The following is a 24,859-nucleotide window of genomic DNA, read 5'->3' as shown; positions in this document are numbered from 1 at the left end:
ATAGGATGAATCATCGGCCGGGGGTGTGACAGCGCCCGCCCGTCGGGTAAGGGACCTGATCGGGCTACGGCGCGGCGGGCACCGACACCACGTCCGCGTAGCGAGGCACGGTGCGGGACCAGTGGTAACACCCCCGGATCCAGCCGATCATGCCCTCCACATAGCCGACGGCGGCATGGCTCAACTCCGGTTCGATCTCCCCGTGGAGCCTCTGGAACTCCTCGATCGTTGCGTTGATCTCTTGGACGGTGAGGAGGACGGCGGTCTGCAGAGAGCACCGGTGCTCACGCCGGCGGGCCAGGGCCAGATTGATCATTTCCCCCGCCCGCTGTTCTTTCACGGCCGAGAACAGGTCCGCCGTCCACACCGCCGCGTCGGCCGACAGCCGGGCCAGTCGCCGCAGCACGGGGTCGTGGAGTTCGGCAGGGGACAGCTCGACCGGCTGGGCGGCCTCGTACAGGGGGTAGAACGGCTCGACGCCCGCGGTCAGCGACCGTATCGAGGTGCAGTCGCCGGTGCGCAACAGGAGGGGCTGTGCCTGAGCCACCGCCTCGTACAACAGGCCGTGCACGTATTCACAGCTGTGCCAGGCCCATCGTGCGGCCTGCGCGGGAGTGCAGCGTGCCCGGACCCGTCGGTGCAGATCGGCCAGGGCCGCTCCCAGCGGAGTGCTGGGCGGCCGGCCGTCCCGCAGAATCGCGATGCTCTCGCACAGCATGGGCAGCAACCTGCCCGGTGAGCGGCGACCCGTGTCCTCCGCACGGTCGTCGAAGACGAACTGATAGGCGATCTGATCGGCCACGATCTGGAGCAGACCGGAATCCACGGTGGGACTGGTGAAGGAAGCGAGTTCGGCGGGTCGGGTGCGGACGATCATCGCCGCCACCCCTGGCTCGTCGGTCAGCCCCCACGCACTCAGCCATGCGTCGACGCCGGCTGCGGCCTCGGATTCATGGGGGCTGCGCCGGAACGGGTAGGGCATGTGGAGGTGGCCGTCGATCAGGTCCCTGAGGGTGGGGACCGCAGTTCCGTCCGGTACGGCGACCGCGATTCCCTCATGCGTTGCCGACAACGTGGTCACCTGCCGTCCGGGAGGCCGATGCGCCCGCAGGCATGGGTGAACGGGCTTCGCAGGCCATGACCAGCGCCCGCGGGCCCAGCGTGATCGCGGGGCGCGGCGTCCGTTCGACGTACCCGGGCAGATGGCGCAGGCGCCGCCGGCCGGCGAGGGTCGCCAGTGCCAGCGTGGCCTCCACCATGGCGAACTCGTCACCGAGGCATTTGCGGTTGCCCGCGGAGAACGGCAGCAGCGCGCGGCGCTGTGCGGCGGTGGGCCGCCCCGGAGACCAGCGGCCGGGGTCGAAGTGTTCGGGGTCGGGGAACGACGAGGGATCGTGGTGCAGGAGGTAAGGGCTGTACAGCACGGTCGCTCCCGCGGGCAGACGGCACCCGGCGAGTTCCGTCTCCCTGGTGGCGACGCGGGTGAAGAGCCAGCCGGGGGACGAGTGGCGCAGCGTCTCGGAGACGACGCACCGGGTGTAGGCGAGGCGCGGCAGGTCCTCGGGGCCGGGCCGGCGGCCTCCGGGGAGGACGGCGTCGAGTTCGGCGTGCAGCCGGCGCTCCGCCTCCGGATGGCGGGCCAGCAGGCTGAAGGCGTCGGTCAGGCACAGCGCCGGGGCCTCGACGCCCGTGAGCAGCAGGGTGATCAGGTGGTCGTGGACCTCCTGGTCGGTGATCGCCGGCTGCTCGCCGTCGCCGCGCGCGGCCGCCAGCAGGGTTCCCAGTACATCGTCGCGGTGGGGGCCCCGGCGGCGCTCCGCGATCGCCGCGTCGATGATCGCGTGCAGGCGCGACAGCGCGTGCCGGTAGCGGCGGTTGGCGGGCGTGGGCAGCCGGAACAGGGCGTCGATCGGTACGACCGTGCGCACGAACAGGCCACGGACGACGTCCGTGAGACAGTCCCGCACCTCGGCGGTCTTCGTGTCGTCCAGTGAGTCGGAGAGGAGGACCCGGCTGATCACACGGGTCGTGAGGGTCATCATCGCCTCGGTGACGGGAACCGCCCGCCCCACCGGCCACGCCCGGCACACCGACTCGGCCTCCTCGGTGACGAGGTCCGAGTAGTGGGCGGCGCAGGAGGGACGGAAGCCGGGTTGCAGCAGCCTGCGTTTGCTCCGGTGCGTCGGCTGGCGGCAGGTGACGAGGCCGTCCCCCATCAGCTTGCCGAGCCTGTCGTACAGCGGCCCGCCCTTGTCGAAGGTGTGCGGATCCATGAGCACCTCGTGGGTCAGCTCCGGGTGGCACACCATCCAGGCGCGCTGGGGGCCCAGCCGTATCTCGACCAGATCCCCGTGCGCGGGCAAAGAATTCAGAAACGCCAGCGGCCGGCGGTACAGGGCGATACCGTGCCCGAGGACCGGGAATATGCCGGGAGCAGTACCTGTCCTCCAGGCTCGTTTCTGTTCGGGCACAGCACGGCTCATGGATGCCTCCGCCCAACGTGAGACGTGAATTGTGTGAACTGCTGCGGACTTGGTGTTCCGAGACATGTCCTGCCCACGCTCAGCGCTGATCGGCTTTCCGAATCCTTTCTCCGAAGGGGCGCACAGAGGCACGCGGAAGCAAAAGTGCATTCGGAATGCGCCTCCAAAGTCCTTGACCTGTCTCCGCGGCTGGACCCAGGATCATGAGCCATGACGCAGGGACACGGCAGCACGGTCGACGGGGTGCTTCGCCGCAGCGCCCGGCGTACCCCGGCCCGCCGCGCGGTGGAGTACGGCGAGCGCCGCTGGACGTACGAGGAACTCGACGACGCCGTCTCCCGTGCGGCCTCGGTGCTGCTCGCCGAGGGCCTCGCACCCGGCGACCGGGTCGGCGCCTACGGCCACAACTCCGACGCCTACCTGATCGGCTTCCTGGCCTGCGCCCGTGCGGGCCTGGTCCATGTGCCGGTCAACCAGAACCTGACCGGGGACGACCTGGCGTACCTCGTCGGCCAGTCCGGCAGCAACCTCGTCCTCGCCGACCCGGACCTGGCCGACCGACTCCCGGACGGCGTACGGGTGTTGCCGCTCAGGGACACCGAGGGCTCATTGCTCGCCCGGCTGGCCGACACACCGCCGTACGCCGGGCCCGAACCCCGCATCGAGGACCTGGTGCAGCTGCTGTACACCTCCGGTACGACCGCCCTGCCCAAGGGCGCGATGATGACTCACCGGGCCCTCGTGCACGAGTACCTGAGCGCGATCACCGCCCTGGACCTGAGCGCCGGTGACCGTCCGGTGCACGCGCTGCCGCTGTACCACTCGGCCCAGATGCATGTGTTCCTGCTGCCGTACCTCGCCGTCGGCGCGACCAACATCATCCTGGACGCGCCCGACGGCGACCGCCTGCTCGACCTGATCGAGGCCGGCCGCGTGGACAGCCTGTTCGCGCCGCCCACGGTGTGGATCGGCCTGGCGGGCCGGCCCGACTTCGCCACCCGCGGTCTCGGCGGCCTGCGCAAGGCCTACTACGGCGCGTCGATCATGCCGGTCCCGGTGCTTCAGCGGCTGCGCGAGCGCCTGCCGCGGCTCGCCTTCTACAACTGCTTCGGGCAGAGCGAGATCGGCCCACTGGCCACCGTCCTCGGCCCCGACGAGCACGAGGGCCGGCTGGACTCCTGCGGGCGGACCGTGCTGTTCGTGGACGCGCGGGTCGTGGACGACCAGGGCAAGGACGTGCCCGTCGGCACGCCCGGCGAGATCGTCTACCGCTCACCGCAGTTGTGCGAGGGTTACTGGGACAAGCCCGAGGAGACCGCCGAGGCCTTCCGGGACGGCTGGTTCCACTCCGGGGACCTCGCGGTGCGCGACGCCGACGGCTACTTCACGATCGTGGACCGGGTGAAGGACGTCATCAACTCCGGTGGTGTCCTCGTGGCTTCACGCCAGGTCGAGGACGCCCTGTACACCCACGAGGCGGTGGCCGAGGCCGCCGTGATCGGCCTGCCCGACGAGCAGTGGATCGAGGCCGTCACGGCGATCGTCGTCCTGCGCGGCGAGGCGACGGAGGATCAGCTCATCGCGCATGTGAAGGGGAAGCTCGCGCCCTTCAAGGCGCCCAAACGGGTGCTGTTCGTGGACGAGTTGCCGCGCAACGCCAGCGGCAAGATCCTCAAGCGCGAACTGCGGGACCGCTTCGGCGGCTAGCCGAGGCCGCCGGCGGTCTTCGACGGCAGCAGGGCCTCGGCCAGCAACCGCCAGTGCGGAAGCGCCGATTCGCCCGGAGCCACGCCAATCACCTGCACGGCGACGTGATCGGCACCGGCCTCCACATGCCCGTGCAGCTTCCGTACGACCGTGTCCGGGTCGCCCCAGAACACCAGGTCGTCGACGAGCCGGTCGCTGCCGCCGCCGGAGAGGTCGTCGTCGGTGTATCCGAGCCGACGGAACTTGGCGATGTTGTAAGGGGTTTCGAGGTAGCCGCGCAGGTGCTCGCGCGCGAGAGCGCGGGCTCGGTCGGGGTCGGTCTCGAACAGCACGGCGTGCTCGACGGCCAGGAAGGCGTCCGGCCCGAGGATCTCCCGCGCCTGCTCGGTGTGGGCCGTGTTCACGTGGTAGGTCTGCGCCCCCTCGGCGCGGTCGCGGGCCAGCTCCAGCATCTTGGGGCCGTAGGCGGCCAGCAGGCGCCGGACGGGCTGGGCCGGGCGGGGGTTGGGCGTCCGCAGGGCGTCCAGCTCGTCGAGGTACCCGGCCATCGCGGCCAGGGGCTTGACCCCCGGGCGCGGCTGCCCGCCGAAGCCCAGGCCGAGCACGTGCCGCCCCGGGTAGGCGTCCGCCAGCAGCAAGGCGGCGCCGTGCGCCCAGGTCGCCTCCCGGGACCAGATCCGGGCGATGCCGTTCACGACCCCGAGCCGCCGCGTCGAAGCGAGCAGAAACCCGGCGTGCGTGAACGCGTCCCGCCCGAGCGCCTCCGGGATCCAGACGGCCCGCCAGCCCAGATCCTCCAGCTCCTGGACCGAGTCCCGGACCCGCGCGGCCGGCTGGTGCTCGAAGTCGAAGGTGTAGATCCCGAACCTGCCGAGGTCCAGGCCGTTCTTCTCCGTCATCGTCTGTCTCCCTGCGCGTCGGCTCGGTGCGATGATTCGAAATATCGCAGATTCTCGATATGAATCGCAAGGCGTGGCCGACACCGGTGATCAAGGTGCGGCTGACGGCCGACGATGCCGGGCGGGGTCGCGCAGGGCTGGGCCGGGCGGGGCGAGCTGGGCCGATCCGGGAGGGGCCGGGTCGGCTAGAGTGACCGCCCCAGCTCGGCGACCAGCTCGGCTATGCGTTCTTCATCCCGTTTGTAGTGGGTCCACTTGCCCACGCGGGTGGCCCGGACCAGGCCCGCGCGCTGGAGTTCGGCCATATAGGCCGACACCGTCGACTGGGCCAGGCCCGCCTTGGCCTGGATGTGGCTCACGCACACACCGACCTCGGCCGGATCGGCGATGGCCGTCTCCATGGGGAAGTGCCGCTCGGGCTCGCGCAGCCAGCGCAGCATCTGCAGCCGCATGGGATTGGACAGCGCCCGCAGCGCGTTGACCAGGTCGGGGTCCGGGGTGGGAGCGCTGTCCGTCATGGGTTCGGAGTATAGGGCCGCACCGATGTTTCGGGGTACGTCGATATGATCCCCGTACGTCCGTCGGCCAGGGTCGAGGTCCTACCCGGCAGCTTTCGGCCCGGCAGTCTTCGGCCGCAGGTCCACGATCCGGCGGATCTTGCCGACCGAGCGCTCCAGGGACTCCGGCTCCACGATCTCCACGTCGACGGTCACCCCGATCCCGTCCTTCACGGCTGCGCAGATGGAGACGGCCGCCGCGTCCCTCGCCTCCGGGCCGGCGTCCGGACGGGCCTCGGCCCGGACGGTCAGCCGGTCCAGCCGGCCCTCCCGGGTCAGCCGGAGCTGGAAGTGGGGCGCCACGCCGGGCGTGCGGAGCACGATCTCCTCGATCTGGGTCGGGAAGAGGTTGACCCCGCGCAGGATCACCATGTCGTCACTGCGGCCGGTGATCTTCTCCATCCGCCGGAACACCCGGGCCGTCCCGGGCAGCAGCCGGGTGAGATCCCGGGTGCGGTAGCGGACGATCGGCATGGCCTCCTTGGTCAGCGAGGTGAACACCAGCTCGCCCCGCTCGCCGTCCGGCAGCACCTCACCCGTGATCGGGTCGACCACCTCCGGATAGAAGTGGTCCTCCCAGATCGTCAGGCCGTCCTTGGTCTCCACGCACTCCTGCGCCACGCCCGGGCCGATCACCTCGGACAGCCCGTAGATGTCCACGGCGTCGATGGCGAACCGCTCCTCGATCTCGCGCCGCATCTGCTCGGTCCAGGGCTCGGCCCCGAACACACCCACGCGCAGTGAGGTGCCGCGCGGGTCCACGCCCTGCCGCTCGAACTCGTCCAGCAGGGTGAGCATGTAGGACGGGGTCACCATGATGACGGCCGGCTGAAAGTCCTGGATCAGCTGTACCTGCCGGGCCGTCATGCCGCCGGAGGCCGGGACGACCGTACAGCCCAGGCGCTCGGCACCGTAGTGGGCGCCCAGACCACCGGTGAAGAGCCCATATCCGTAGGCCACATGCACGATGTCACCGGGTCGTCCCCCGGCCGCCCGTATCGACCGCGCCACCATGTCGGCCCACATGGAGAGGTCGTTGTCCGTGTAGCCGACCACCGTGGGGCGCCCGGTGGTGCCGCTGGAGGCGTGCAGCCGGCGGATCCGCTCGCGCGGCACGGCGAACATCCCGTACGGGTAGTTCTCCCTGAGGTCCGCCTTGGTCGTGAAGGGGAAACGCGCCAGATCGGCAAGGGATCGGCAGTCCTCGGGGCGGAGGCCGGCCTTGTCGAAGGACTCGCGGTAGAACGGCACGTTGTCGTAGGCGTGCCGCAGCGAGGCGCGCAGCCGCTCCAGCTGGAGCTCGCGCAACTCCTCGGGTCCGAGCCGTTCGCCCGCGTCGAACAGGTCCGTCGCTTCCGCCATCGAGTCGTCTCCCTCGCCGCACTCGCATACCGGACGACCGATCATTCGGTCGATTCCTTCCGGGCCAGTAATTCAGGCCATGCGGCTCCAGGCAAGAGGGCTGCGAAGATTTTCCGCGCCGGTGCGGGCCGGAGAACGGGGAGGTGGAGCCCGCCGACCACCCCACGTGGTGAAGCGTTGCACCGCGCCGGGTCCGACCGACATGATCACGGCCATGCCGACCTGCACCGCACCCGACGCCACCCGGCTCGCCTACCACCTGCGGGGTGACGGCGAGCCCCTCGTCGTCCTGCCCGGCGGCCCCATGCGTGCCTCCGCCTACCTCGGAGACCTCGGCGGGCTGACCGCGCACCGCCGCCTGGCCCTGCTGGACCTACGAGGCACCGGGGACTCCGCCCTGCCGGCGGACCCGGCGACATACCGCTGCGACCACATGGTCGAGGACGTCGAGGCATGGCGCGCACACATGGGTCTCGAGCACATGGATCTGCTCGCCCACTCGGCGGGCGCGGCCCTGGCCACGCTCTACGCGGCCCGCCACCCGCAGCGAATACGGCGACTGCTGCTGATCACACCCAACCCGTCCGCCTTGGGCCTGCGGGCGACGCCCGAGGACCGGCTGGCCGCGGCCCGGCTGCGCGCTGACGAGCCGTGGTTCGCGCAGGCGTTCCCCGCCCTCCGGGCCTGGCTGGCGGGCGAGGCGGACTTCGACGACGTGTTCCTGCCGTTCTTCTACGGCCGCTGGGACGACGCCGCCCGGGCCCACACCGACGCCGAACCGGAGCAGACGAACGAGAAGGCGGGGGAGCGCTACTTCGCCGACGGCGCCTTCACACCGGACGCGACCCGGACCGCCCTCGCCGCGCTGACCGCGCCGGTCCTCGTGCTCGCCGGGGAACTGGACGGCGGCCCCCGCCCGGAGCTCGCCCGCCGGGCCGCCGAGGCCTTCCCGAACGCCGAGGTCGCCGTCCAGCCCGGAGCCGGTCACTACCCCTGGCTGGACGACCCGGAGTGGTTCCTGCAACGCACTCTCGCCTTCCTCGACGCGCCGGCCGGGGCCGCTCTGCCCCGGGCAGAGCAGCCGGCCGGGCCCGGATCGCCCGGCTAGCGTGCCCGGACTGGACGCACATCGCCGAGCGGCTCGCGGCACCCACGCGCCCGTGCCGCTCGAGCGGCCCCGGCCGCTCGCCGAACGGCCCGCGGAAGAGCTGCCGTTCGACTGGGTGACGGTGCGGGCCACCGATGAGCAGCGCAACGCGCCCGATCCCGTGTGGTGGGACCACATAGGCCCGATCACCAAGCCGACGCCGGTCATCGGGGGTGGTCCCACCAGACTCCTCCCGCAGGTGAGCACGGTCACCCACGGGTTCAGCCCGGTTGCGGCCCGAATGCCTTCAGGAACCGGTCGCGGAAGCTGTCCATCCCCCAGACGGGAGCGTTCGCGGCGGGCTTCAGGCCCTCCGTCCAGCCCCAGCCGGAGATCCGGTCCAGCACTTTGGGGTCACGGGCGACGACGGTGACCGGCACCTCCTTGCGGGGGCTGTTCCCGGTGACCGTCGGCACGGGCTGGTGGTCGCCCAGGAAGACCACGACCGTGTTCTCGTTGCCGTAACGCCGCAGGAACCCGACGAGGCTGTTCAGCGAGTACTCGACGGAGGCGCGGTATTCCGTACGCACGCTCTCCGGGTCCCTCCAGACCTCCTGCTGGGACTTGCCCTCGCGCCTGATCTGCTGGAAGACCGACCCGTCGCCCAGCTTCGCCCAGTCGACCATGCGGGGCAGCGGCGCCCACGGATAGTGGCTCGAGGTGAGGATGATCTCGGCCATGATCGGGCCCCGGCCCCGCTTGCCGAACTCCCGCCGCTGGAACGTCTGCAGGGTGAACTGGTCCGGCACCTGCGACCAGCCGAAGTCCGGGCCGTGGTAGTCGAGGTGATGGCCGTCGTAGATGTGGTCCAGGCCGAAGAACCGGCCCTCCGGCCAGGCCACCAGCACCCCCGGAACCACCCCGACCGTGCGCCAGGCCCCGGTCCTGCGGAACGCCCCTGTGAGGGTGGTCCGGTCGCTGGAGGTGAGGCTGCGGAACCGCTGCTGGTTGCTGATCCACAGGCCGGACAGGAAGGTCGAGTGGGCCAGCCAGCTGCCGCCACCGGTCACCGGCGAGCGCAGCCAGCCGCTGCGCGCCCGGAATCCTGCGGCCTTGAGGGCGTCGTCGCTCTCCTTGAGGACCTTGCCGATCCGCGGGGCCATCGCCGGGTCCTCGATCGCCGAACGGCCGTAGCTCTCGATGAACGTGAACAGCACGTCCTTGCCGCGCAGGCCGGTCAGCAACTGGTCGGGCGGCGTATGGGCGAAGGCGTCGTGAGCGGCCTGACGCCGGAAGAGACGGGCGTCCGCGAGGGAGACGCGGACCTGCTTGGCCCGGTCGCCGAGGAGGTCCGCGTCGAGCGTCGAGGCGACGGGCACGCCGCCTCTCTGCACACCGAGCACGACGCAGGTGATCCAGGCCGTGCTCAGCACCAGCACGACGCGGACGGACCGGGCGCGGTGCCGGGCCAGCACGGTGCTGAGACGGACCGTGGCGCCCGCGGTCAGGACGAGGACGACGACCGCAAGGAGCAGGGCGCCGGCGATGGCGACCAGTTCACCGGTGCGGCCGGAGGTGTCCCGCAGATAGTCCGCCGCATTGCCCAGCAGACCCCAGTCCAGCACCAGGTCGAAGGGGCGGTAGAGCACCGAGTAGAAGCCGATGTCGAGGCACTTCAGGAGCGTGACCAGCCCGATCAGCACGCCGATGGCCGCCGCCGCGGCCCGCCTCGCCCGGGACGGCAGCACGAGCAGCACGACGGCGAGCAGGATCCCCTCGGCCGGCAGATGCTCGACGGCGGCCGGGGTCAGCCGGTCGGGCCGGTTCGGCAGCAGCAGCGCCGCCAGCAGGACGCCGACGGCAAGGACGCTCGAGCCCACGGCCGCGTACCGCGCGATACGGGCCCGCCTGCCGGGCGGGCCGGCCAGTGCGGCCAAGCCCCGCGCGAGGCGACTGTGCCCGCCGAGCAGGCCGGTCCGTGCGGCGAGGCTCCGTACGACACGCGCGCGTCTGCCGAGCCGGCCGGGTGCCGCGGCCGGCTTCGCCTCCCCGGCCCTCGTGGGATCCCCGGTTCCCGCCGGGCCGCTGTCCGTCTCGTCTGCGCCACCCGGCAGGTGACTAGGCGTGTGGTGAGACACCCGGAGATCCTTCCGTGCGCGGCCCGGTGCCGGTGCGGGAGGCCGGGACCGGCACGACTCGACCGACTGGCAGTCACCCAAAGTAGCCGAATGGGTGTCGATCGTGCGCACAGAGTAGTGCTACCGGGTGGTGGGGGCGGTGGGACACCCCGGCGTGTCAGCGCCGGTCGGCCGCCACCGCCACCTCACGTGCCCACCGATAGTCGGCCTTGCCGCTCGGGCTCCGCCGGATGGTGTCGGTGATCACCAGCTGGCGGGGGATCTTGTAGCCGGCCAGCCGGGTACGGCAGTGGTTCTGGATGTCGGCCAGCGAGGGGTGCGAGGCTCCCGTGCGCAGCTGCACCACGGCGGCCACATGGTTGCCCCAGGTGGCGTCCGGGACCCCGGCGACCAGCGCGTCGTACACGTCCGGATGCGCCTTGAGCGCCTGCTCGACCTCCTCCGGATAGACCTTCTCGCCGCCGGTGTTGATGCACTGCGAGCCCCGGCCCAGCACGGTGACCACGCCGTCCTCGTCGACCGTCGCCATGTCGCCGAGCAGGACCCAGCGCTGCCCGTCCTTCGCGAAGAACGTCTCGGCGGTCTTGCGCGGGTCGTTGTAGTAGCCGAGCGGGACATGGCCGCACTGGGCGACCCGGCCGATCTCGCCCGCGGCCACCGGTTCGTGGGTCGCCGGATCCACCACGCGGGTACGGGAGTTGACTCGCAGGCGGAAACCGCGCTCGGGGCCCGAGTCCTCCGTCGCCGTACCGTTGAAGCCGGACTCGGAGGAGCCGAAGTTGTTGAGCAGCATGGCGTTCGGCACCAGCTCCCGGAACTGCCGGCGCACCGTCTCCGACATGACGGCGCCCGACGAGGAGACGCTGAACAGGGCCGAACAGTCCGTGCCCTTCAGGGGGCCGCTCAGCGCGTCGATCAGCGGCCGGAGCATCGCGTCGCCGACCAGCGACATGCTGGTGACCTTCTCCTTCTCGACGGTCCGCAGCACCTCCTCCGGCACGAACTTGCGGTGCACGACGACGCGTTGGCCGAAGTTGAAGCCGATGAACGCCGTCAGGGTGGAGGTGCCGTGCATCAGCGGGGGAGTGGGGAAGAAGGTGATCCCGGCGCCCCCGGCGGCAACCCGCTCGGCCAGTTCCTCCGGTGTCTTCACCGGCTCCCCGGTCGGCGCCCCGCCGCCGAGCCCGGCGAAGAACAGGTCCTCCTGGCGCCACATGACGCCCTTGGGCATGCCGGTCGTGCCGCCGGTGTAGATGATGAACTGGTCGTCCGCGGAACGGGCCGGGAAGCCCCGGGCCGGCGATCCGGACGCCTCCGCGTCGCCGAACGGCACCGCCCCGGGCACCTCGGCCGTCTCGGGGCCCACCCGCAGCAGATGCCGCAGCATCGGCGCCCGCGGCAGCGCCGCCGCCACCCGGTCCGCGAACTCCGCGTCGAAGACCAGCGCGACCAGATCGGCGTCCCGGTAGAGGTACACCAACTCCTCTTCGACATAGCGGTAGTTGACGTTGACCGGGACGATCCGCGCCTTCAGGCAGGCCAGCACCGTCTGCAGGTACTCGACGCCGTTGTACAGGTGGAGGCCGAGGTGTTCCCCGGGCTGTATCCCGCTGTCGATCAGGTGGTGGGCGATGCGGTTGGCGGCCGCGTCCAGTTCCGCGTAGGTCAGGCGGCGCTCCGCGCCGGTGCCGGGATGGTCGACGTACACGAGCGCCTCGCGGTCCGGGACCACGTCGACGACCGACTCGAACAGGTCGGCAAGGTTGTACTCCACCGCTCCTCCTGACCCCGGCAGTGCTGGTGAACAAAGGCGCATCGGTCGGTACGCCGGTCATCAGAGCAAAGCCCACGACAACTGTGAAGGGCCCGCGCCCAAATAATCTGACTGTCTGTCAGAAAACCATGGAAGCTCCCTTGAAGTGCCTCCCCGCCTACTGCAACCTGTTCTCGTTCTCACCGAGGGGAGACAAGTCCATGGGCGGGACGGAACACCTCACCGTGCGGCGCGAGGGCGCCACGCTGGTGCTCACGCTCAACAGGCCCGACGCCAGGAACGCGCTCTCGCTTCCCATGCTCGTCGGCCTGTACGACGGCTGGCTGGCGGCCGACGCGGACGACGGGATCCGCTCGATCGTCCTCACCGGGGCCGGCGGCTCCTTCTGCGCCGGCATGGACCTCAAGGCCCTGGCCGGCAAGGGGATGGAAGGCGAGCGGTATCGCGACCGGCTCAAGGCCGACCCCGACCTGCACTGGAAGGCGATGCTGCGCCACCATCGGCCACGCAAACCGGTCGTCGCCGCCGTCGAGGGGTACTGCGTCGCGGGCGGCACCGAGATCCTCCAGGGCACCGACATCCGGGTCGCGGGCGAGTCCGCGACCTTCGGCCTGTTCGAGGTCCGGCGCGGCCTGTTCCCGATCGGCGGCTCCACCGTCCGGCTGCAACGCCAGATCCCGCGCACCCACGCCCTGGAGATGCTGCTCACCGGACGGCCGTACAGCGCCCGGGAGGCCGCGGACATCGGACTCATCGGCCATGTCGTCCCCGACGGCTCCGCGCTGGGCAAGGCCCTGGAGATCGCCGAGCAGATCAACGCCTGCGGCCCGCTCGCCGTCGAGGCCGTCAAGGCGTCGGTGTACGAGACCGCGGAGATGACGGAGACCGACGGACTCGCGGCCGAACTCGCGCGCGGCTGGCCGGTCTTCGACACCGCCGACGCCAAGGAAGGCGCCCGCGCCTTCGCGGAGAAGCGGCCCCCCGTCTACAAGCGCGCCTGAACCGCCGAAGGAGCCCCCGGATGCCCGAAGTCCTCAAAGCCCCCCTCGTCGTCGAGTTCCCCTTCACCCGCTCCCTCGGCCCCGTCCAGAGCGCCTTCCTCACCGGCCTGCGCGAACGCGTCGTCCTCGGCGTGAGAACGACCGACGGACGCACCCTCGTCCCACCGGTCGAGTACGACCCCGTCACCGCCGAGGAACTCCGCGACCTGGTGGAGGTCGCCCCCACGGGCACGGTCACCACCTGGGCGTGGAACCACGCGCCGCGCCGCGGGCAGCCCCTCGGCACCCCCTTCGCCTGGACCCTGGTCCGGCTCGACGGCGCCGACACCGCCCTGCTGCACGCCCTCGACGCCCCCGGTCCCGACTCCGTGCACACCGGAATGCGGGTCCGCATCCGCTGGGCCGCAGAACGCACCGGCGCCATCACCGACATCGCCTGCTTCGAGCCGTACGACGGAGCAACCGCACAACTTGGTGACCACTCCGGCGAGTTCGACGACCGGATCACCGGGATCGTCGCCCCGGCCCGCCTGGACTACACCTACTCACCCGGCCGCGCCCAGTCCGACTACATCAACGCCCTCTCGGAACGGCGGACCGTCGGCGAACGCTGCCCCTCCTGCCGCAAGGTGTACGTCCCCCCGAGGGGTGCGTGCCCCACATGTGGTGTGGCCACAGTGGAACAGGTCGAAGTGGGTCCCCGCGGCACAGTCACCACCTACTGCATCGTCAACATCAAGGCGAAGAACCTCGACATCGAAGTGCCCTACGTCTATGCGCACATCGCCCTCGACGGCGCCGACCTCGCCCTGCACGCCCGGATCGGCGGCATCCCCTACGACCAGGTGCGCATGGGCCTGCGCGTGGAGCCCGTGTGGACCGAGGGCGGCCGCTACCCCGACCACTACCGGCCCACCGGCGAGCCCGACGCCGACTACGACACCTACAAGGAGCTGCTGTGACCCGGGAGATCGCGGTCGTCGCCTTCGCCCAGACCGACCACCGCCGCTCCACCGAGGAGTCCTCCGAGGTCGAGATGCTGATGCCGGTCCTGCACGAGGTGCTGGCACAGACCGGCCTCAGGGCCGCCGACATCGGCTTCACCTGCTCCGGCTCCAGCGACTACCTCGCCGGCCGCGCCTTCTCCTTCACCCTCGCCCTCGACGGCGTCGGTGCCTGGCCGCCGATCTCCGAGTCGCACGTCGAGATGGACGGCGCCTGGGCGCTGTACGAGGCCTGGACCAAGCTGCTCACCGGCGACGCCGACACCGCGCTCGTCTACGCCTACGGCAAGTCCTCGCCCGGGTCCCTGCGCGACGTCCTCACCCGCCAGCTCGACCCGTACTACCTCGCCCCCCTGTGGCCCGACTCCATAGCCCTCGCCGCCCTCCAGGCACAGGCCCTCATGGACGCCGGCCACACCGACGAACCCGCGCTCGCCGCCGTCGCCGCCCGCAGCCGCGCGGATGCGGAAGCCAACCCGCACGCCCAGCTCAAGGGGCAGGTGCCGCACGGCGACTACGTCGTACGACCGCTGCGCACCGGCGACTGCCCGCCCGTCGGCGACGGCGCCGCCGCCGTGATCCTCGCGGCGGGCGAGCGGGCCCGCCGGCTGTGCCCGCGGCCCGCCTGGATCCGTGGCGTCGACCACCGCATCGAGGCCCACGCCCTTGGCCTGCGCGACCTCACCGACTCGCCGTCGACCCGGCTCGCCGCCGAGCGGGCCGGCGCCTTCGAACGGCCCGTCGACACCGCCGAGTTGCACGCTCCGTTCACCGCCCAGGAGGTGATCCTGCGCAGGGCGCTCCGGCTCGGTGACGACGTGCGCGTCAACCCCTCCGGCGGTGCGCTCGCCGCCAACCCCGTCATGGCCGCCGGACTGATCCGCATCGGCGAGGCCGCCGCCCGCATCCACCGCGGCGCGTCCGACCGCGCCCTCGCCCACGCCACCTCCGGCCCCTGCCTGCAGCAGAACCTGGTCGCCGTACTCGAAGGGGATCCGCGTTGACTTCCTCCCCTCTCCTGAAGGAGGGGGGATTCCTACGGCTCGCGCCGTAGAGGTTTCTGCTTCGTCGCCGACTGCCCGCCCGGAGTTCTCCGTTGAGGTCTTACGCCAGCTCCACAGACAGACACGGCCAGCCCGGCCGCCAGGATGTTCTTCGCCGCGTTCACGTCCCGATCGTGGGTCGTGCCGCAGCCGCACGTCCAGGAACGGACATTCAACGCCATCGCGCCCTGCAAACTACCGCAGGCAGAACACAGCCTGGAGGAGGGGAACCAGCGGTCGACCGCGATCAGTTCCCGGCCGTACCAGCGGGCCTTGTACTCCAGCATGCTCCGGAACTCGCTCCACGCCGCGTCGCTGATGGCGCGGGCGAGCTTGCCGTTCTTCACCATGTTGCGCACAGCCAGGTCCTCGATCACGATCGTTTGGTTCTCACGAACGAGCCGAGTGGTGATCTTGTGCAGGTGGTCGCGTCGCCGGTCGGCGATGCGGGCATAGACCTTGGCGACCTTCCACCGGGCCTTGGCCCGGTTCGCTCCGTCACCCTTGGCCTTGCGGGCAAGCTGCCGCTGGGCCCTGGCAAGGCGGGCGCGTTCTCGCCGCTCGTGCCGGGGGTTGGCGATCTTCTCCCCGGTGGAGAGGGTCAGGAGATGGTCGAGGCCGGCGTCTATGCCGATCGCCGTGTCAGTTGCCGGAAGTGGCTGGACGGAGGGGTCTTCGCACAGCAGGGACACATACCAGCGTCCGGCCGTGTCCTGGGAGACGGTCACCGTGGACGGCGAAGCGTCTTCGGGGAGCGGACGGGACCACACGATGTCCAGCGGCTCCGCCATCTTCGCCAGCGTCAGCTTCCCGTCCCGGAACCGGAACGCGCTGGTGGTGTACTCCGCCGACTTCCGCGACTTCTTCCGCGACTTGAAACGAGGGTACTTCGCGCGCTTGGCGAAGAAGTTGGTGAACGCCGTCTGCAGGTGGCGAAGTGCCTGCTGGAGCGGGACGGAGGAGACGTCGTTGAGGTACGCCAGTTCCTCGGTCTGCTCCCAGGCCGTCAGCATCGCAGACGTCTGGTTGTAGTTCACCCGCTCCTGTCGCACCCACGCCTCGGTGCGCGCCGCAAGGGCCAGGTTGTAGACCTTCCGCACGCAACCGAACGTGCGCGACAGTTCGGCTGCCTGCGCATCGGTCGGATAGAAGCGGTACTTGAACGCCCGCTTCACGCCGGTGGCCCTCACGGCTCACACACTAGCCCATCAGTCTGTGAACGGGTAAGGGTAGTTGGAGGCAGACGCCGGTCCACCCTGGCGGCGAACCGGCTTTCCTTGCCCTGCTCCGCAGGGGTTCGATTCACCCCCGGCCCTGAAGGACGGGGTTTCCTCGAAGGAGATCTGATGAGCAAGGAGCCCGTGGCCGTCGTAGGCATCGGCCAGACCAAGCACGTCGCCGCCCGCCGGGACGTCTCGATCGCCGGACTGGTCCGCGAGGCCGCCCAAAGGGCGCTCGAGGACGCCGAGTTGACCTGGTCCGACATCCACGCCGTGGTGATCGGCAAGGCGCCGGACTTCTTCGAGGGCGTGATGATGCCCGAGCTGTACCTGGCCGACGCGCTCGGCGCCGTCGGCAAGCCCATGCTCCGGGTGCACACCGCGGGCTCCGTCGGCGGATCCACCGCGCTGGTGGCCGCGAACCTGGTGGCCGCCCGTGTCCACGGCACCGTCCTCACCCTCGCCTTCGAGAAGCAGTCCGAATCGAACGCGATGTGGGGCCTGTCCCTGCCGATCCCCTTCCAGCAGCCGCTGCTCGCCGGCGCCGGCGGCTTCTTCGCCCCCCATGTGCGCGCCTACATGCGGCGCAGCGGCGCCCCCGACACCATCGGCTCCCTCGTCGCCTACAAGGACCGGCGCAACGCCCTGAAGAACCCCTACGCCCACCTCCACGAGCACGACATCACCCTGGAGAAGGTCCAGGCCTCGCCCATGCTGTGGGACCCCATCCGCTACTCCGAGACCTGCCCCTCCTCCGACGGCGCCTGCGCGATGATCCTCACCGACCGCGCCGGAGCCGCCCGCGCGCCCCGGCCGCCCGCCTGGATGCTCGGCGGCGCCATGCGCAGCGAGCCGACCCTGTTCGCGGGCAAGGACTTCGTCTCCCCGCAGGCCGGCAAGGACTGCGCCGCCGACGTCTACCGGCAGGCCGGCATCGCCGACCCGCGCCGGGACATCGACGCCGTCGAGATGTACGTGCCGTTCTCCTGGTACGAGCCCATGTGGCTGGAGAACCTGGGCTTCGCGGAGGAGGGCGAGGGCTGGAAGCTCACCGAGTCCGGGGTGACGGAACTCGACGGAGACCTGCCCGTCAACATGTCGGGCGGAGTGCTCTCCACCAACCCGATCGGCGCCTCCGGCATGATCCGCTTCGCCGAGGCCGCCCTCCAGGTGCGCGGCCAGGCCGGAGAACACCAGGTGGACGGCGCCCGCAGGGTGCTCGGACACGCCTACGGCGGCGGCTCGCAGTTCTTCTCCATGTGGCTCGTGGGAGCGCGGCCACCGCAGACCTGAAAGTCCTCCCCACGTGGCCTGTTGGGCATCGTGAGCGGTCGCTAGGCTGAGCCGCGGACGACGAACCGGGAGGAGCACGGACGTGGCCGAGACCACCACCCAGCAGAAGCCGCTCGTGGGCTGGGACAAGCCGGAGCTGGACCTCAGCAAGGCCGAGTGGCAGTCCAGCAGCCGAGGTCTGGGCGATGTCCAGATCGCCTTTGTCGAGGGCTTCATCGCGATGCGCAACAGCGGCCGTCCGGAGAGCCCATCCCTGATCTTCACGCCGGCGGAATGGGGTGCCTTCGTCTCCGGAGCCCGGGAAGGCGAGTTCGACCTCACCTGAGCCGGTCCCGACGGCCGGACCGGCACCACCACCCGGACCGAATGGGCGCCGCGCGTACACCGGCAGCCGAACCGGGGGTGTTCCGCGCCGATTTCCGGACACGCGACCGGCAGGACCCCGCTGGGACCCACGCCTGAGTCAGGCTGAGACCAGCAAGGGCAAGGTCGTGTTCCGAAAGGTGAGGGACGATGAGCACTGCGCCGGTCATCGCCGCGGTCGACGGCTCCGACGACAGCCTGCGCGCGCTGGAGTGGGCCGTCGACGCCGCCCGCCGCCACGCCGCCCCGCTGCGCGTGGTGCACGTGCGGCAGTACGCCGCCTGGGGCCAGGCCGATGTGCTGGTCGCCGCGGAGCCCGGGGCGGAGGGCGATCCGGTGCTGGACGACGTGCGCAACCGGCTCGCGGAGCGCGGCGCGGGGTCCGCCGTCGAGTACGTCGCCCTGGAGGGCGTACCGGGCGCCGTGCTGCCGGAACTCGGCGCCGACGCCCAGTTGTTGGTTCTCGGCTCCCGGGGCCGCGGTGGCTTCGCCAGCCTGCTGCTCGGCTCCAACGGGCTCGCCGCCGCCCGGGACGCCGAGTGCCCGGTGGTCGTCGTACCCCGGCCCGGCCGGCAGGTGCACGGCGACGGTCCGGCCGACCCGGGGCCCCGGGTGGTCGTCGGCCTGCACGCCGACAGCCCCGACGAGGCCACCCTCGCCTTCGCCTTCACCGAGGCCGCCCTGCGCGGCGCCCGCCTGCAGGTGATCGCCGCTTACCCGTGGCCGGTGCAGACCTGGTCCGCCCCCGGTCAGCTGGTGCCGCCCCAGATCGACCAGGGCGCCGTCGAGACCGAGACCCGTGCCCTCGCCGAGGGCTTCCTCGCCCCGCACCGCGAGCGGCACCCCGAGGTCCGCGCCGACGCCGAGGCACTGCCCGGTGACGCGGCCGGCCATCTCGTCGCCGCCTCCAAGGACGCCGAGCTGGTCGTCGTCGGCCGGCACCGGCGGCGTCTGCTCGCACCGGCCCGCATGATGGGCTCGGTCACCCAGGCCGTCCTGCTGCACGCGGCGAGCCCGATCGCGGTGGTGCCCCCCGGACCGCCGGAGGACTCCGGGCAGGGCGCGGCCGGATCGGCGTAGCAGACGGCACGGCGGCCCGCAATCGGGCGGGTGCCGACCGGCACGGACACGGCTGTGGTGTCCGGGCCCATGGTGGCGACCCACACGCCTTCGTACGGTGCGGCCACGCCCGGCGCCGTGCGCACAGCCCCGTGCACGAGCGGCCGGGACACGTGTCCCGCAAAGGAGCCGCCCATGCCACCGCCCCCGTTCGGAAGGCCCGCCGGAGCGCCGTCCCGTGCCCGCCGCCTGCCCGGTTTCCTGGCCCGTTTCCTCGCCGTCGTCGCCGTCGTCCTCGGTACCGCGCTCGCCGGTCCGCTGCCCGCCGCCCGGGCCTCCGTGACGCTCACCCAGGTGAGCGACTTCGGATCCAACCCCGGCGCCCTCACCATGTACGTGTACCGGCCCGCGTCCCTGCCCGCGCACCCGCCCGTCGTCGTGGCCCTGCACGGCTGCACCCAGAACGCACAGGTCTACGCCGACAACTCGGGGCTGCCCGGGCTCGCCGACCGCGACGGCTTTCTGCTGGTGCTCGCGCAGACCAGCTCGGCCAACAACCCGAGCCAGTGCTTCAACTGGTTCCAGACCTCGGACAACCGGCGCGGACAGGGCGAGGCGCTGTCCATCCGGCAGATGGTGAGCCAGGCCGAGACCGCCTACGGCGCCGACCCCCAGCGTGTCTACGTCACCGGTATGTCCGCCGGCGGCGCCATGACCGCCGTCATGCTCGCCACCTACCCCGACGTCTTCTCCGCCGGAGCGGTCGTCGCGGGTCTGCCCTACGACTGCACCAAGGACAACAGCCCGTACACCTGCATGAACCCAGGTGTCGACCTGAGCCCGGACGAGTGGGCCCAGCGGGTGCGGGACGCCTATCCGTCGTACACCGGGCCATGGCCGCGTACGGCCGTCTGGTACGGCGACCAGGACACCACGGTCGTCCCGCGCAACGCCACGGAACTGCGCGACCAATGGACGGCCCTGCACGGCCTCTCCCAGACCCCTGGCCGCACCACGACCATCGGGCCCGACGCCACCCGGCAGGACCAGTACCTGGCCGCCGACGGCACGGTCGCCGTCGAGGTCGACCAAGTCCCCGGCATCGGCCACGGCACCCCGGTCGACCCGGGCACCGGCACCCAGCAGTGCGGCAGCGCCGGCGCGCCCTACTTCGCCGCCTCCATCTGTTCCAGCTACTGGATCGCCCGGTTCTTCGGCCTGGACACCTCCGATCCGGGCGGCGGCGGCACCGGCGGTGGCGGCAGCGAGGCCGCCTGCTGGACGGCGAGCAACTACGCCCAGGTGCAGGCGGGACGGGCCACCACCAGTGGCGGCTACACCTATGCCAAGGGATCCCAGCAGAACATGGGCCTCTACAACACGTTCGTCACCCACACCCTGAAGGAGTCACCCACGGGTTACTACACCATCGCCGACAACGGCTGCCCCTGACATCGAGTCAGCCAGGTCAGTCACGGTCGGTCATGGTGGCCGACGACGCTACCGGGGCCGTCTTCATGGCGGCCCCACACATGTCCGGCGCACCCCCCCGCCCCTAGCCTCCAGCGCGTCCACCCACAGCCGGAGGTACCCGTATGCCGATCACACCGCACAGACGGCCCACCCGCCGAGCCGTTCTCCCTGCCCTCTCGCTCGCCGCGGCCTGTCTGCTCCTGGCCACCCCGGCCACCGCGGCACCCACCGGCACACCGGACGGCCACTGTGCCGGCCGCATCCACCTCCAGGTGCCCGGCGCGGCCTACCAGCAGGCCGACTGCCTGGACGAGCTGACCACCGCCGGCACCGTGGCCTCCGGCCACACCGACCCGGCCGACTACGCGGGACTCACCCCCAAGGACCTGCCCACGCCCAGCGGCGTGCCCGGCATCCAGATCGACGGCTACTTCCCCGACAGCTCCACCACCGACACGAACCACGGCTGGAACCACGACTCCCAGTTCGTCATGCGCCTGCCCGACCACTGGAACGGCGGCCTGGTCGTCGCCGGGACGCCCGGCAACCGCGAGCAGTACGCGAACGACAGGGCCATCTCCGACTGGGTGCTCGCCCGTGGCTACGCCTACGCCGCCACCGACAAGGGCAACACCGGCACCGCCTTCTACCGCGACGGACTGCGGCCCGGCGACGCCATCGCCGAATGGAACACCCGCCTCACCCAGCTCACCCGCGCGGCCCGCGCCGTGATCGCCCAGCGCTACCACCGGCCCCCCGCCCGCACCATCGCCACCGGCCTGTCCAACGGCGGCTACCTCGTCCGCTGGCAGCTGGAGAACCACCCCGAGCTCTACGACGGCGGAGTCGACTGGGAAGGCACCCTCTGGCGCACCGACGGCCCCAACCTGCTCACCTTCCTGCCGCAGGCCCTGCGCCACTACCCCGCGTACGCCGCCGGCGGCCCCGGCGCCGCGGCGGCCGAGGACGCGCTGCACCGGGCCGGCTTCCCGGCCGGCTCGGAGTTCCTGTGGCCGTACCACTACCGGGTCTACTGGGACCTCACCCAGCGCATCTACCGGGAGGAACTCGACCCCGGCTACGACGGCGCCACCGAGGCCGGCACCCCGTTCTGCGCCTCCGGCACACCGGGCTGCGACGCCGACTACGACTACGCGGCCCGGCCCCCGGCCGTCCACCGCGCCGTCGACCGGATCGCCCTCACCGGACACATCGGCAAACCGCTGATCACCATCCAGGGCACCCTCGACGTGCTACTGCCGATCAGCCAGGACTCCGACGTCTACGCGCGCATGGTCCACGCAGCCGGGCGCGGCGCCCTGCTGCGCTACTACCGCATCGAGGACGGCACCCACACCGACTCCCTGGTCGACGCCTTCCCGGACCGACTCCGCCCGATGGTCCCCTGCCACCACTCGGCCTTCGAGGCCCTGGAGGCCTGGATCACCGGCACGACCCTCCCACCCGCCGACCGCACGGTCCCACGCCCGCCCGGCGCCCCCGCATCCACCCTGCTCACCAGCTGCCCCCTGAGCTGACCGGCGGCGGCCCCGAAGAGGCGCGGGGCCGTGTCCGACACGCGGCTCCGCCGCGGGGCGCGACACGCCACGAAGAACCCGCAGCCGACCGACGACCCCATTACGGCCGATCCGGCGGAGCCGCTCCGCACATCCGGCGCACCCCACGTACCATGGCCGCATGTCGTTCCTCCGCCGCCGCAGCGCCACCCCCGCCGGACCCGAATTCGACGTGCTGGCCATGGACCCGGGCGACTGGCCGGGCAACCTCGGCGCGGGCCTGCTGCCCGCGCCCGACGGCACCTGCCAGGGAGTCTTCCTGCGCTATGACCTCTTCGGCGGCCGCGGCCCCGCCATGATCATCGGCAACCTCCCCGAGGGCTCCCCGGCCCGCGATGTCGCCGAGGGCGAGATCCCCTTCGAGGTGGGCCAGCTGCTGCTCGCGCTGGAGAACGACGAGGAGGTCACCGTCGTCGGCGTCGAGGACACCCCGGTCCTCCAGGGCGACAACCTCCTCATCGTGCGGCGGCTGAAGCTGTCCGAGTCCCGGATCTCCTGCGTCCAGTTCGACCGCAGCGACGGCGTCCTCGTCACCATCGCGGCCTGGGACCGTCCCATCACCGACGACCTGTACGCCCTGCTGAAGCCGCTCCCGGCGGAGCTTTTCCAGCAGGGCTGAGGCCGCGCGGCCCTGCCTAGCCGGCCGAGCCTTCCAGGGTCACGTCCGCGGCGCGGACGAATTCGACCCGGTGGCCGTACTGGATCTCGTAGTACAGATCCTTGCCCACCACGACCCGGTGTGAGTCGGTGGTGAAGGTGACCGAGTAGTAGTACTCGCCCGGCACCTCGTCACCGACCACGTACTTCTGTCCGGCCGGGATCGTGTACGGCAGCGGGACGACCGACTGGGCCGGGACACCCGCCGGGTACGCGTCCTTCTCCGGGTAGGCCCTGCCGTACACCGGAATGCTCGCCAGGCCGTCCTTCGGGGTGATCACGAGTCCCTTGGCGGGCACCGCCGTCGGAGCCTTGACCGGGTTCTGGAACCAGGCCTTCTGGCCCAGGTACCAGATCGCGGTCCAGTCGCCCCAGCGGTCCGCGACCGCGTACTGCTGTCCGGTGGAGACCCGCGAGGACAGGTCGTTCACGTCCTCGGTCGGGTCCTGCTTCAGCCCGATGTCCTTGATCAGCGGTGCGTTCACGTCGTGGTCCGAGTACAGCCGCACCTCGCTGGAGCCGTGCGCCGTGCACGCCTCGCCGCTGGTGGTGCAGCCCGTGTAGGCCGGCTGGTTCGCGGAGTAGTCGGGCAGGATGGTGACCAGCCCGCTCCGCTTGCCGCCCGCGCGCTTGAAGGGGTGGCCCAGCAGCTGGAAGTAGTGCCGCCAGTCCCAGTACGGACCCGGGTCCGTGTGCATACCGGGAATCGTGGACGTGGTCGGGCCGGGCACGTTGTCGTGGCCCAGGATGTGCTGCCGGTCCAGCGGGATGCCGTACTTGGCGGCCAGGTACCTCACCAGCCGGGCCGAGGAGCGGTACATCGCCTCCGTGTACCAGGCGTCCGGGTTGGCGAGGAAACCTTCGTGCTCGATGCCGATGGACTTGGCGTTGACGTACCAGTTGCCGGCGTGCCAGGCCACGTCCTTCGCCTTGACGTGCTGGGCGATCAGGCCGTCCGTGGAGCGGATCGTGTAGTTCCACGACACATAGGTCGGGTCCTGGATCAGGTTCAGCACCCCGTCCCAGGCGCCTTCCGTGTCATGGATGATGATGTACTTGATGCTCTGCGACACCGGACGGTCGCCGAGATCGTGGTTGCCGTAGTCGTTGTTCCCGAACTGCGCGTACGGCGCCCAGACCGCCTCGCAGGACACCGACTTCGGGCACTCGACGCCGTCCGTGGGCAGTGTGCCCAGCCCGGTCCGCCCCAGCTGCGCGGTGTCCGCGGTCAGTCCGGGCTGTGCGGCGAGCGCGACGAGCTGGCCGTCGTCCGTGACGCGTTCCTCGCCGGTGTGCAGGACGTCGTACACGTCGTCGGCGTACGCGGCCGCGGTCGTCGTGTCGTCGGCGCCGGAGAAGCGGGCCACCGCGCCGTACCAGTCGGCCGGGTCGGCGCTCAGCGGCTCGCCGAGCTCCTTCTGCGCCGCGGCGAGCAGGGCGGCGCCGCCGGCCACGTTCGCCGCCGGGTCGGTGCGCAGCTCCTCGGCCGGCAGCCCGGTCAGCTGGGCCGCCTTCGGCAGCGTCTTCAGGCGGGCCGGGAGCGCGGAATCGGCCGGCGCCTTGATGTCCGGGTGCACGGCCGCGCGGGCGGCGTCGCCGCGGGCGTCCTCGGCGCCCTCGGCGTAGTGCTCCGTGGTGGCGATGGCGGTGCGGGCGTCCGTGAGGTGCATCGGACCGTAACCGCCGGACACGCTGGGCGCGCCGGCGTGCCAGTCCCAGCGGGACTGGAGGTAGGAGACGGCCAGCAGGACGCTCTGCGGCACGTGGTACTCGGTCGCCGCGGTGGCGAACGCCTGCTGCAGCCGGCCGGCGGAGGTGTCGGTGTTGCTCTGGGCGGGGGCCGCGCCGAGCAGTGGCAGCAGCAGGGCCGCCGACGCCAGCGGGACGGCGGCCCTGCGCAGATTTCTGTGGCCGGGTGTGGACGTGGAATCGGTGGCGGAACCTCGCAATGCGGCCTCCTGTGACGGGCGGGCGTGGCGGGGCGTGCGGCGCGGAGCTGGGTCAGTGGTACCGGCTTGCCGACGATCCGTCAATCATGCCTTCGCCATGGCGATTTCCCACGTCACGGAGGTTTTCGGCGAGTTTCGCCGCGGCGGCGCGCGGGCCTGCGGGGCGTCACTGGCGTACACCAGTGGCCATGGGAGCCCGGACATACGAAGGCC

General features: G+C 71.3%; 20 protein-coding genes. 11 read left to right on the top strand and 9 right to left on the bottom strand.

Annotated features, from left to right (window positions below; all coding sequences use genetic code 11):
* Nucleotides 1-64 precede the first annotated feature (64 nt).
* Together ACWCQS_RS32255 and ACWCQS_RS32250 are read right to left on the bottom strand one after the other, a co-directional pair.
* Nucleotides 65-1,081 carry a (-)-alpha-amorphene synthase gene (locus ACWCQS_RS32255; RefSeq protein ID WP_451007730.1) on the bottom strand — a complete coding sequence of 339 codons (1,017 nt, stop codon included), beginning with the start codon at nt 1,079-1,081 and terminating at the stop codon, nt 65-67.
* Complete coding sequence (locus ACWCQS_RS32250; protein WP_451007729.1) at nt 1,056-2,483, bottom strand: cytochrome P450; 1,428 nt, start codon at nt 2,481-2,483, stop codon at nt 1,056-1,058. Before ACWCQS_RS32250 ends, ACWCQS_RS32255 begins: the two co-directional genes overlap by 26 nt.
* 210 nt (nt 2,484-2,693) lie before the next feature.
* Between ACWCQS_RS32250 and ACWCQS_RS32245 the strand changes: the two genes are divergently transcribed.
* Entirely contained in the window at nt 2,694-4,190 is a 1,497-nt protein-coding gene (locus tag ACWCQS_RS32245) for an acyl-CoA synthetase (RefSeq protein ID WP_451007728.1), read from the top strand.
* On the opposite strand, the gene ACWCQS_RS32240 is transcribed toward ACWCQS_RS32245, so the two are convergent.
* From ACWCQS_RS32240 to paaK, 3 genes are all read right to left on the bottom strand, one after another.
* A complete protein-coding gene (locus ACWCQS_RS32240; RefSeq protein WP_451007727.1) occupies nt 4,187-5,089 on the bottom strand; it encodes a TIGR03620 family F420-dependent LLM class oxidoreductase in 903 nt (300 codons plus the stop codon). The genes ACWCQS_RS32245 and ACWCQS_RS32240 overlap by 4 nt on opposite strands.
* Before the next feature lie 185 nt (nt 5,090-5,274).
* The gene (locus ACWCQS_RS32235; RefSeq protein WP_451007726.1) at nt 5,275-5,607 is read right to left on the bottom strand and encodes an ArsR/SmtB family transcription factor; all 333 of its coding nucleotides are present in this window, start codon (nt 5,605-5,607) and stop codon (nt 5,275-5,277) included.
* Nucleotides 5,608-5,688: 81 nt separating this feature from the next.
* A complete protein-coding gene (gene paaK, locus ACWCQS_RS32230) occupies nt 5,689-7,008 on the bottom strand; it encodes a phenylacetate--CoA ligase PaaK (protein WP_451007725.1) in 1,320 nt (439 codons plus the stop codon).
* A gap of 214 nt (nt 7,009-7,222) precedes the next feature.
* On the opposite strand from paaK, the gene ACWCQS_RS32225 reads away from it, so the two are divergent.
* Entirely contained in the window at nt 7,223-8,116 is an 894-nt protein-coding gene (locus tag ACWCQS_RS32225; RefSeq protein ID WP_451007724.1) for an alpha/beta fold hydrolase, read from the top strand.
* Nucleotides 8,117-8,376: 260 nt separating this feature from the next.
* Here ACWCQS_RS32225 and ACWCQS_RS32220 read toward each other — a convergent pair whose 3' ends face one another.
* Nucleotides 8,377-10,233 carry a sulfatase gene (locus ACWCQS_RS32220; RefSeq protein ID WP_451007723.1) on the bottom strand — a complete coding sequence of 619 codons (1,857 nt, stop codon included), beginning with the start codon at nt 10,231-10,233 and terminating at the stop codon, nt 8,377-8,379.
* 157 nt (nt 10,234-10,390) lie between these two features.
* Complete coding sequence (locus ACWCQS_RS32215; protein ID WP_451007722.1) at nt 10,391-12,007, bottom strand: acyl-CoA synthetase; 1,617 nt, start codon at nt 12,005-12,007, stop codon at nt 10,391-10,393.
* Between the two features lie 200 nt (nt 12,008-12,207).
* Here ACWCQS_RS32215 and ACWCQS_RS32210 point away from each other — a divergent pair, with 200 nt between their 5' ends.
* The 3 genes from ACWCQS_RS32210 to ACWCQS_RS32200 are packed head-to-tail and all read left to right on the top strand — an operon-like array spanning nt 12,208 to nt 15,016.
* On the top strand, nt 12,208-13,008 hold the full coding sequence (locus ACWCQS_RS32210) for a crotonase/enoyl-CoA hydratase family protein (RefSeq protein WP_450984137.1): 801 nt from the start codon (nt 12,208-12,210) through the stop codon (nt 13,006-13,008).
* A gap of 20 nt (nt 13,009-13,028) precedes the next feature.
* On the top strand, nt 13,029-13,970 hold the full coding sequence (locus ACWCQS_RS32205; protein ID WP_451007721.1) for a Zn-ribbon domain-containing OB-fold protein: 942 nt from the start codon (nt 13,029-13,031) through the stop codon (nt 13,968-13,970).
* Nucleotides 13,967-15,016 carry a thiolase domain-containing protein gene (locus tag ACWCQS_RS32200; protein WP_451007720.1) on the top strand — a complete coding sequence of 350 codons (1,050 nt, stop codon included), beginning with the start codon at nt 13,967-13,969 and terminating at the stop codon, nt 15,014-15,016. The genes ACWCQS_RS32205 and ACWCQS_RS32200 overlap by 4 nt, the downstream gene beginning before the upstream one ends.
* A 32-nt stretch (nt 15,017-15,048) precedes the next feature.
* Here the strand turns inward: ACWCQS_RS32200 and ACWCQS_RS32195 are convergent, their stop codons facing one another.
* A complete protein-coding gene (locus tag ACWCQS_RS32195) occupies nt 15,049-16,245 on the bottom strand; it encodes an RNA-guided endonuclease InsQ/TnpB family protein (RefSeq protein ID WP_451007719.1) in 1,197 nt (398 codons plus the stop codon).
* Nucleotides 16,246-16,401: 156 nt separating this feature from the next.
* On the opposite strand from ACWCQS_RS32195, the gene ACWCQS_RS32190 reads away from it, so the two are divergent.
* From ACWCQS_RS32190 to ACWCQS_RS32165, 6 genes are all read left to right on the top strand, one after another.
* Nucleotides 16,402-17,568: a thiolase domain-containing protein gene (locus tag ACWCQS_RS32190; RefSeq protein ID WP_451007718.1), complete on the top strand. Its 1,167-nt coding sequence runs from the start codon at nt 16,402-16,404 to the stop codon at nt 17,566-17,568.
* Nucleotides 17,569-17,650: 82 nt separating this feature from the next.
* Nucleotides 17,651-17,893, top strand: coding sequence for a DUF397 domain-containing protein (locus ACWCQS_RS32185; RefSeq protein WP_451007717.1), 243 nt, complete (start codon nt 17,651-17,653; stop codon nt 17,891-17,893).
* A gap of 188 nt (nt 17,894-18,081) precedes the next feature.
* Entirely contained in the window at nt 18,082-19,011 is a 930-nt protein-coding gene (locus ACWCQS_RS32180; protein WP_451007716.1) for a universal stress protein, read from the top strand.
* A gap of 174 nt (nt 19,012-19,185) precedes the next feature.
* Entirely contained in the window at nt 19,186-20,442 is a 1,257-nt protein-coding gene (locus tag ACWCQS_RS32175; protein ID WP_451007715.1) for an extracellular catalytic domain type 1 short-chain-length polyhydroxyalkanoate depolymerase, read from the top strand.
* A 143-nt stretch (nt 20,443-20,585) separates the two neighbouring features.
* Nucleotides 20,586-22,001, top strand: a complete 1,416-nt coding sequence (locus tag ACWCQS_RS32170) for a 3-hydroxybutyrate oligomer hydrolase family protein (RefSeq protein WP_451007714.1) — start codon at nt 20,586-20,588, stop codon at nt 21,999-22,001.
* Nucleotides 22,002-22,161: 160 nt separating this feature from the next.
* Nucleotides 22,162-22,659 carry a hypothetical protein gene (locus ACWCQS_RS32165; RefSeq protein ID WP_451007713.1) on the top strand — a complete coding sequence of 166 codons (498 nt, stop codon included), beginning with the start codon at nt 22,162-22,164 and terminating at the stop codon, nt 22,657-22,659.
* Nucleotides 22,660-22,675: 16 nt separating this feature from the next.
* Here ACWCQS_RS32165 and ACWCQS_RS32160 read toward each other — a convergent pair whose 3' ends face one another.
* A complete protein-coding gene (locus ACWCQS_RS32160) occupies nt 22,676-24,646 on the bottom strand; it encodes an N-acetylmuramoyl-L-alanine amidase (RefSeq protein ID WP_451007712.1) in 1,971 nt (656 codons plus the stop codon).
* Between the last annotated feature and the right edge of the window lie 213 nt (nt 24,647-24,859).

Source organism: Streptomyces sp. NPDC002076 (assembly GCF_053593835.1).
This window is presented reverse-complemented; position numbering and strand designations above follow the sequence as displayed.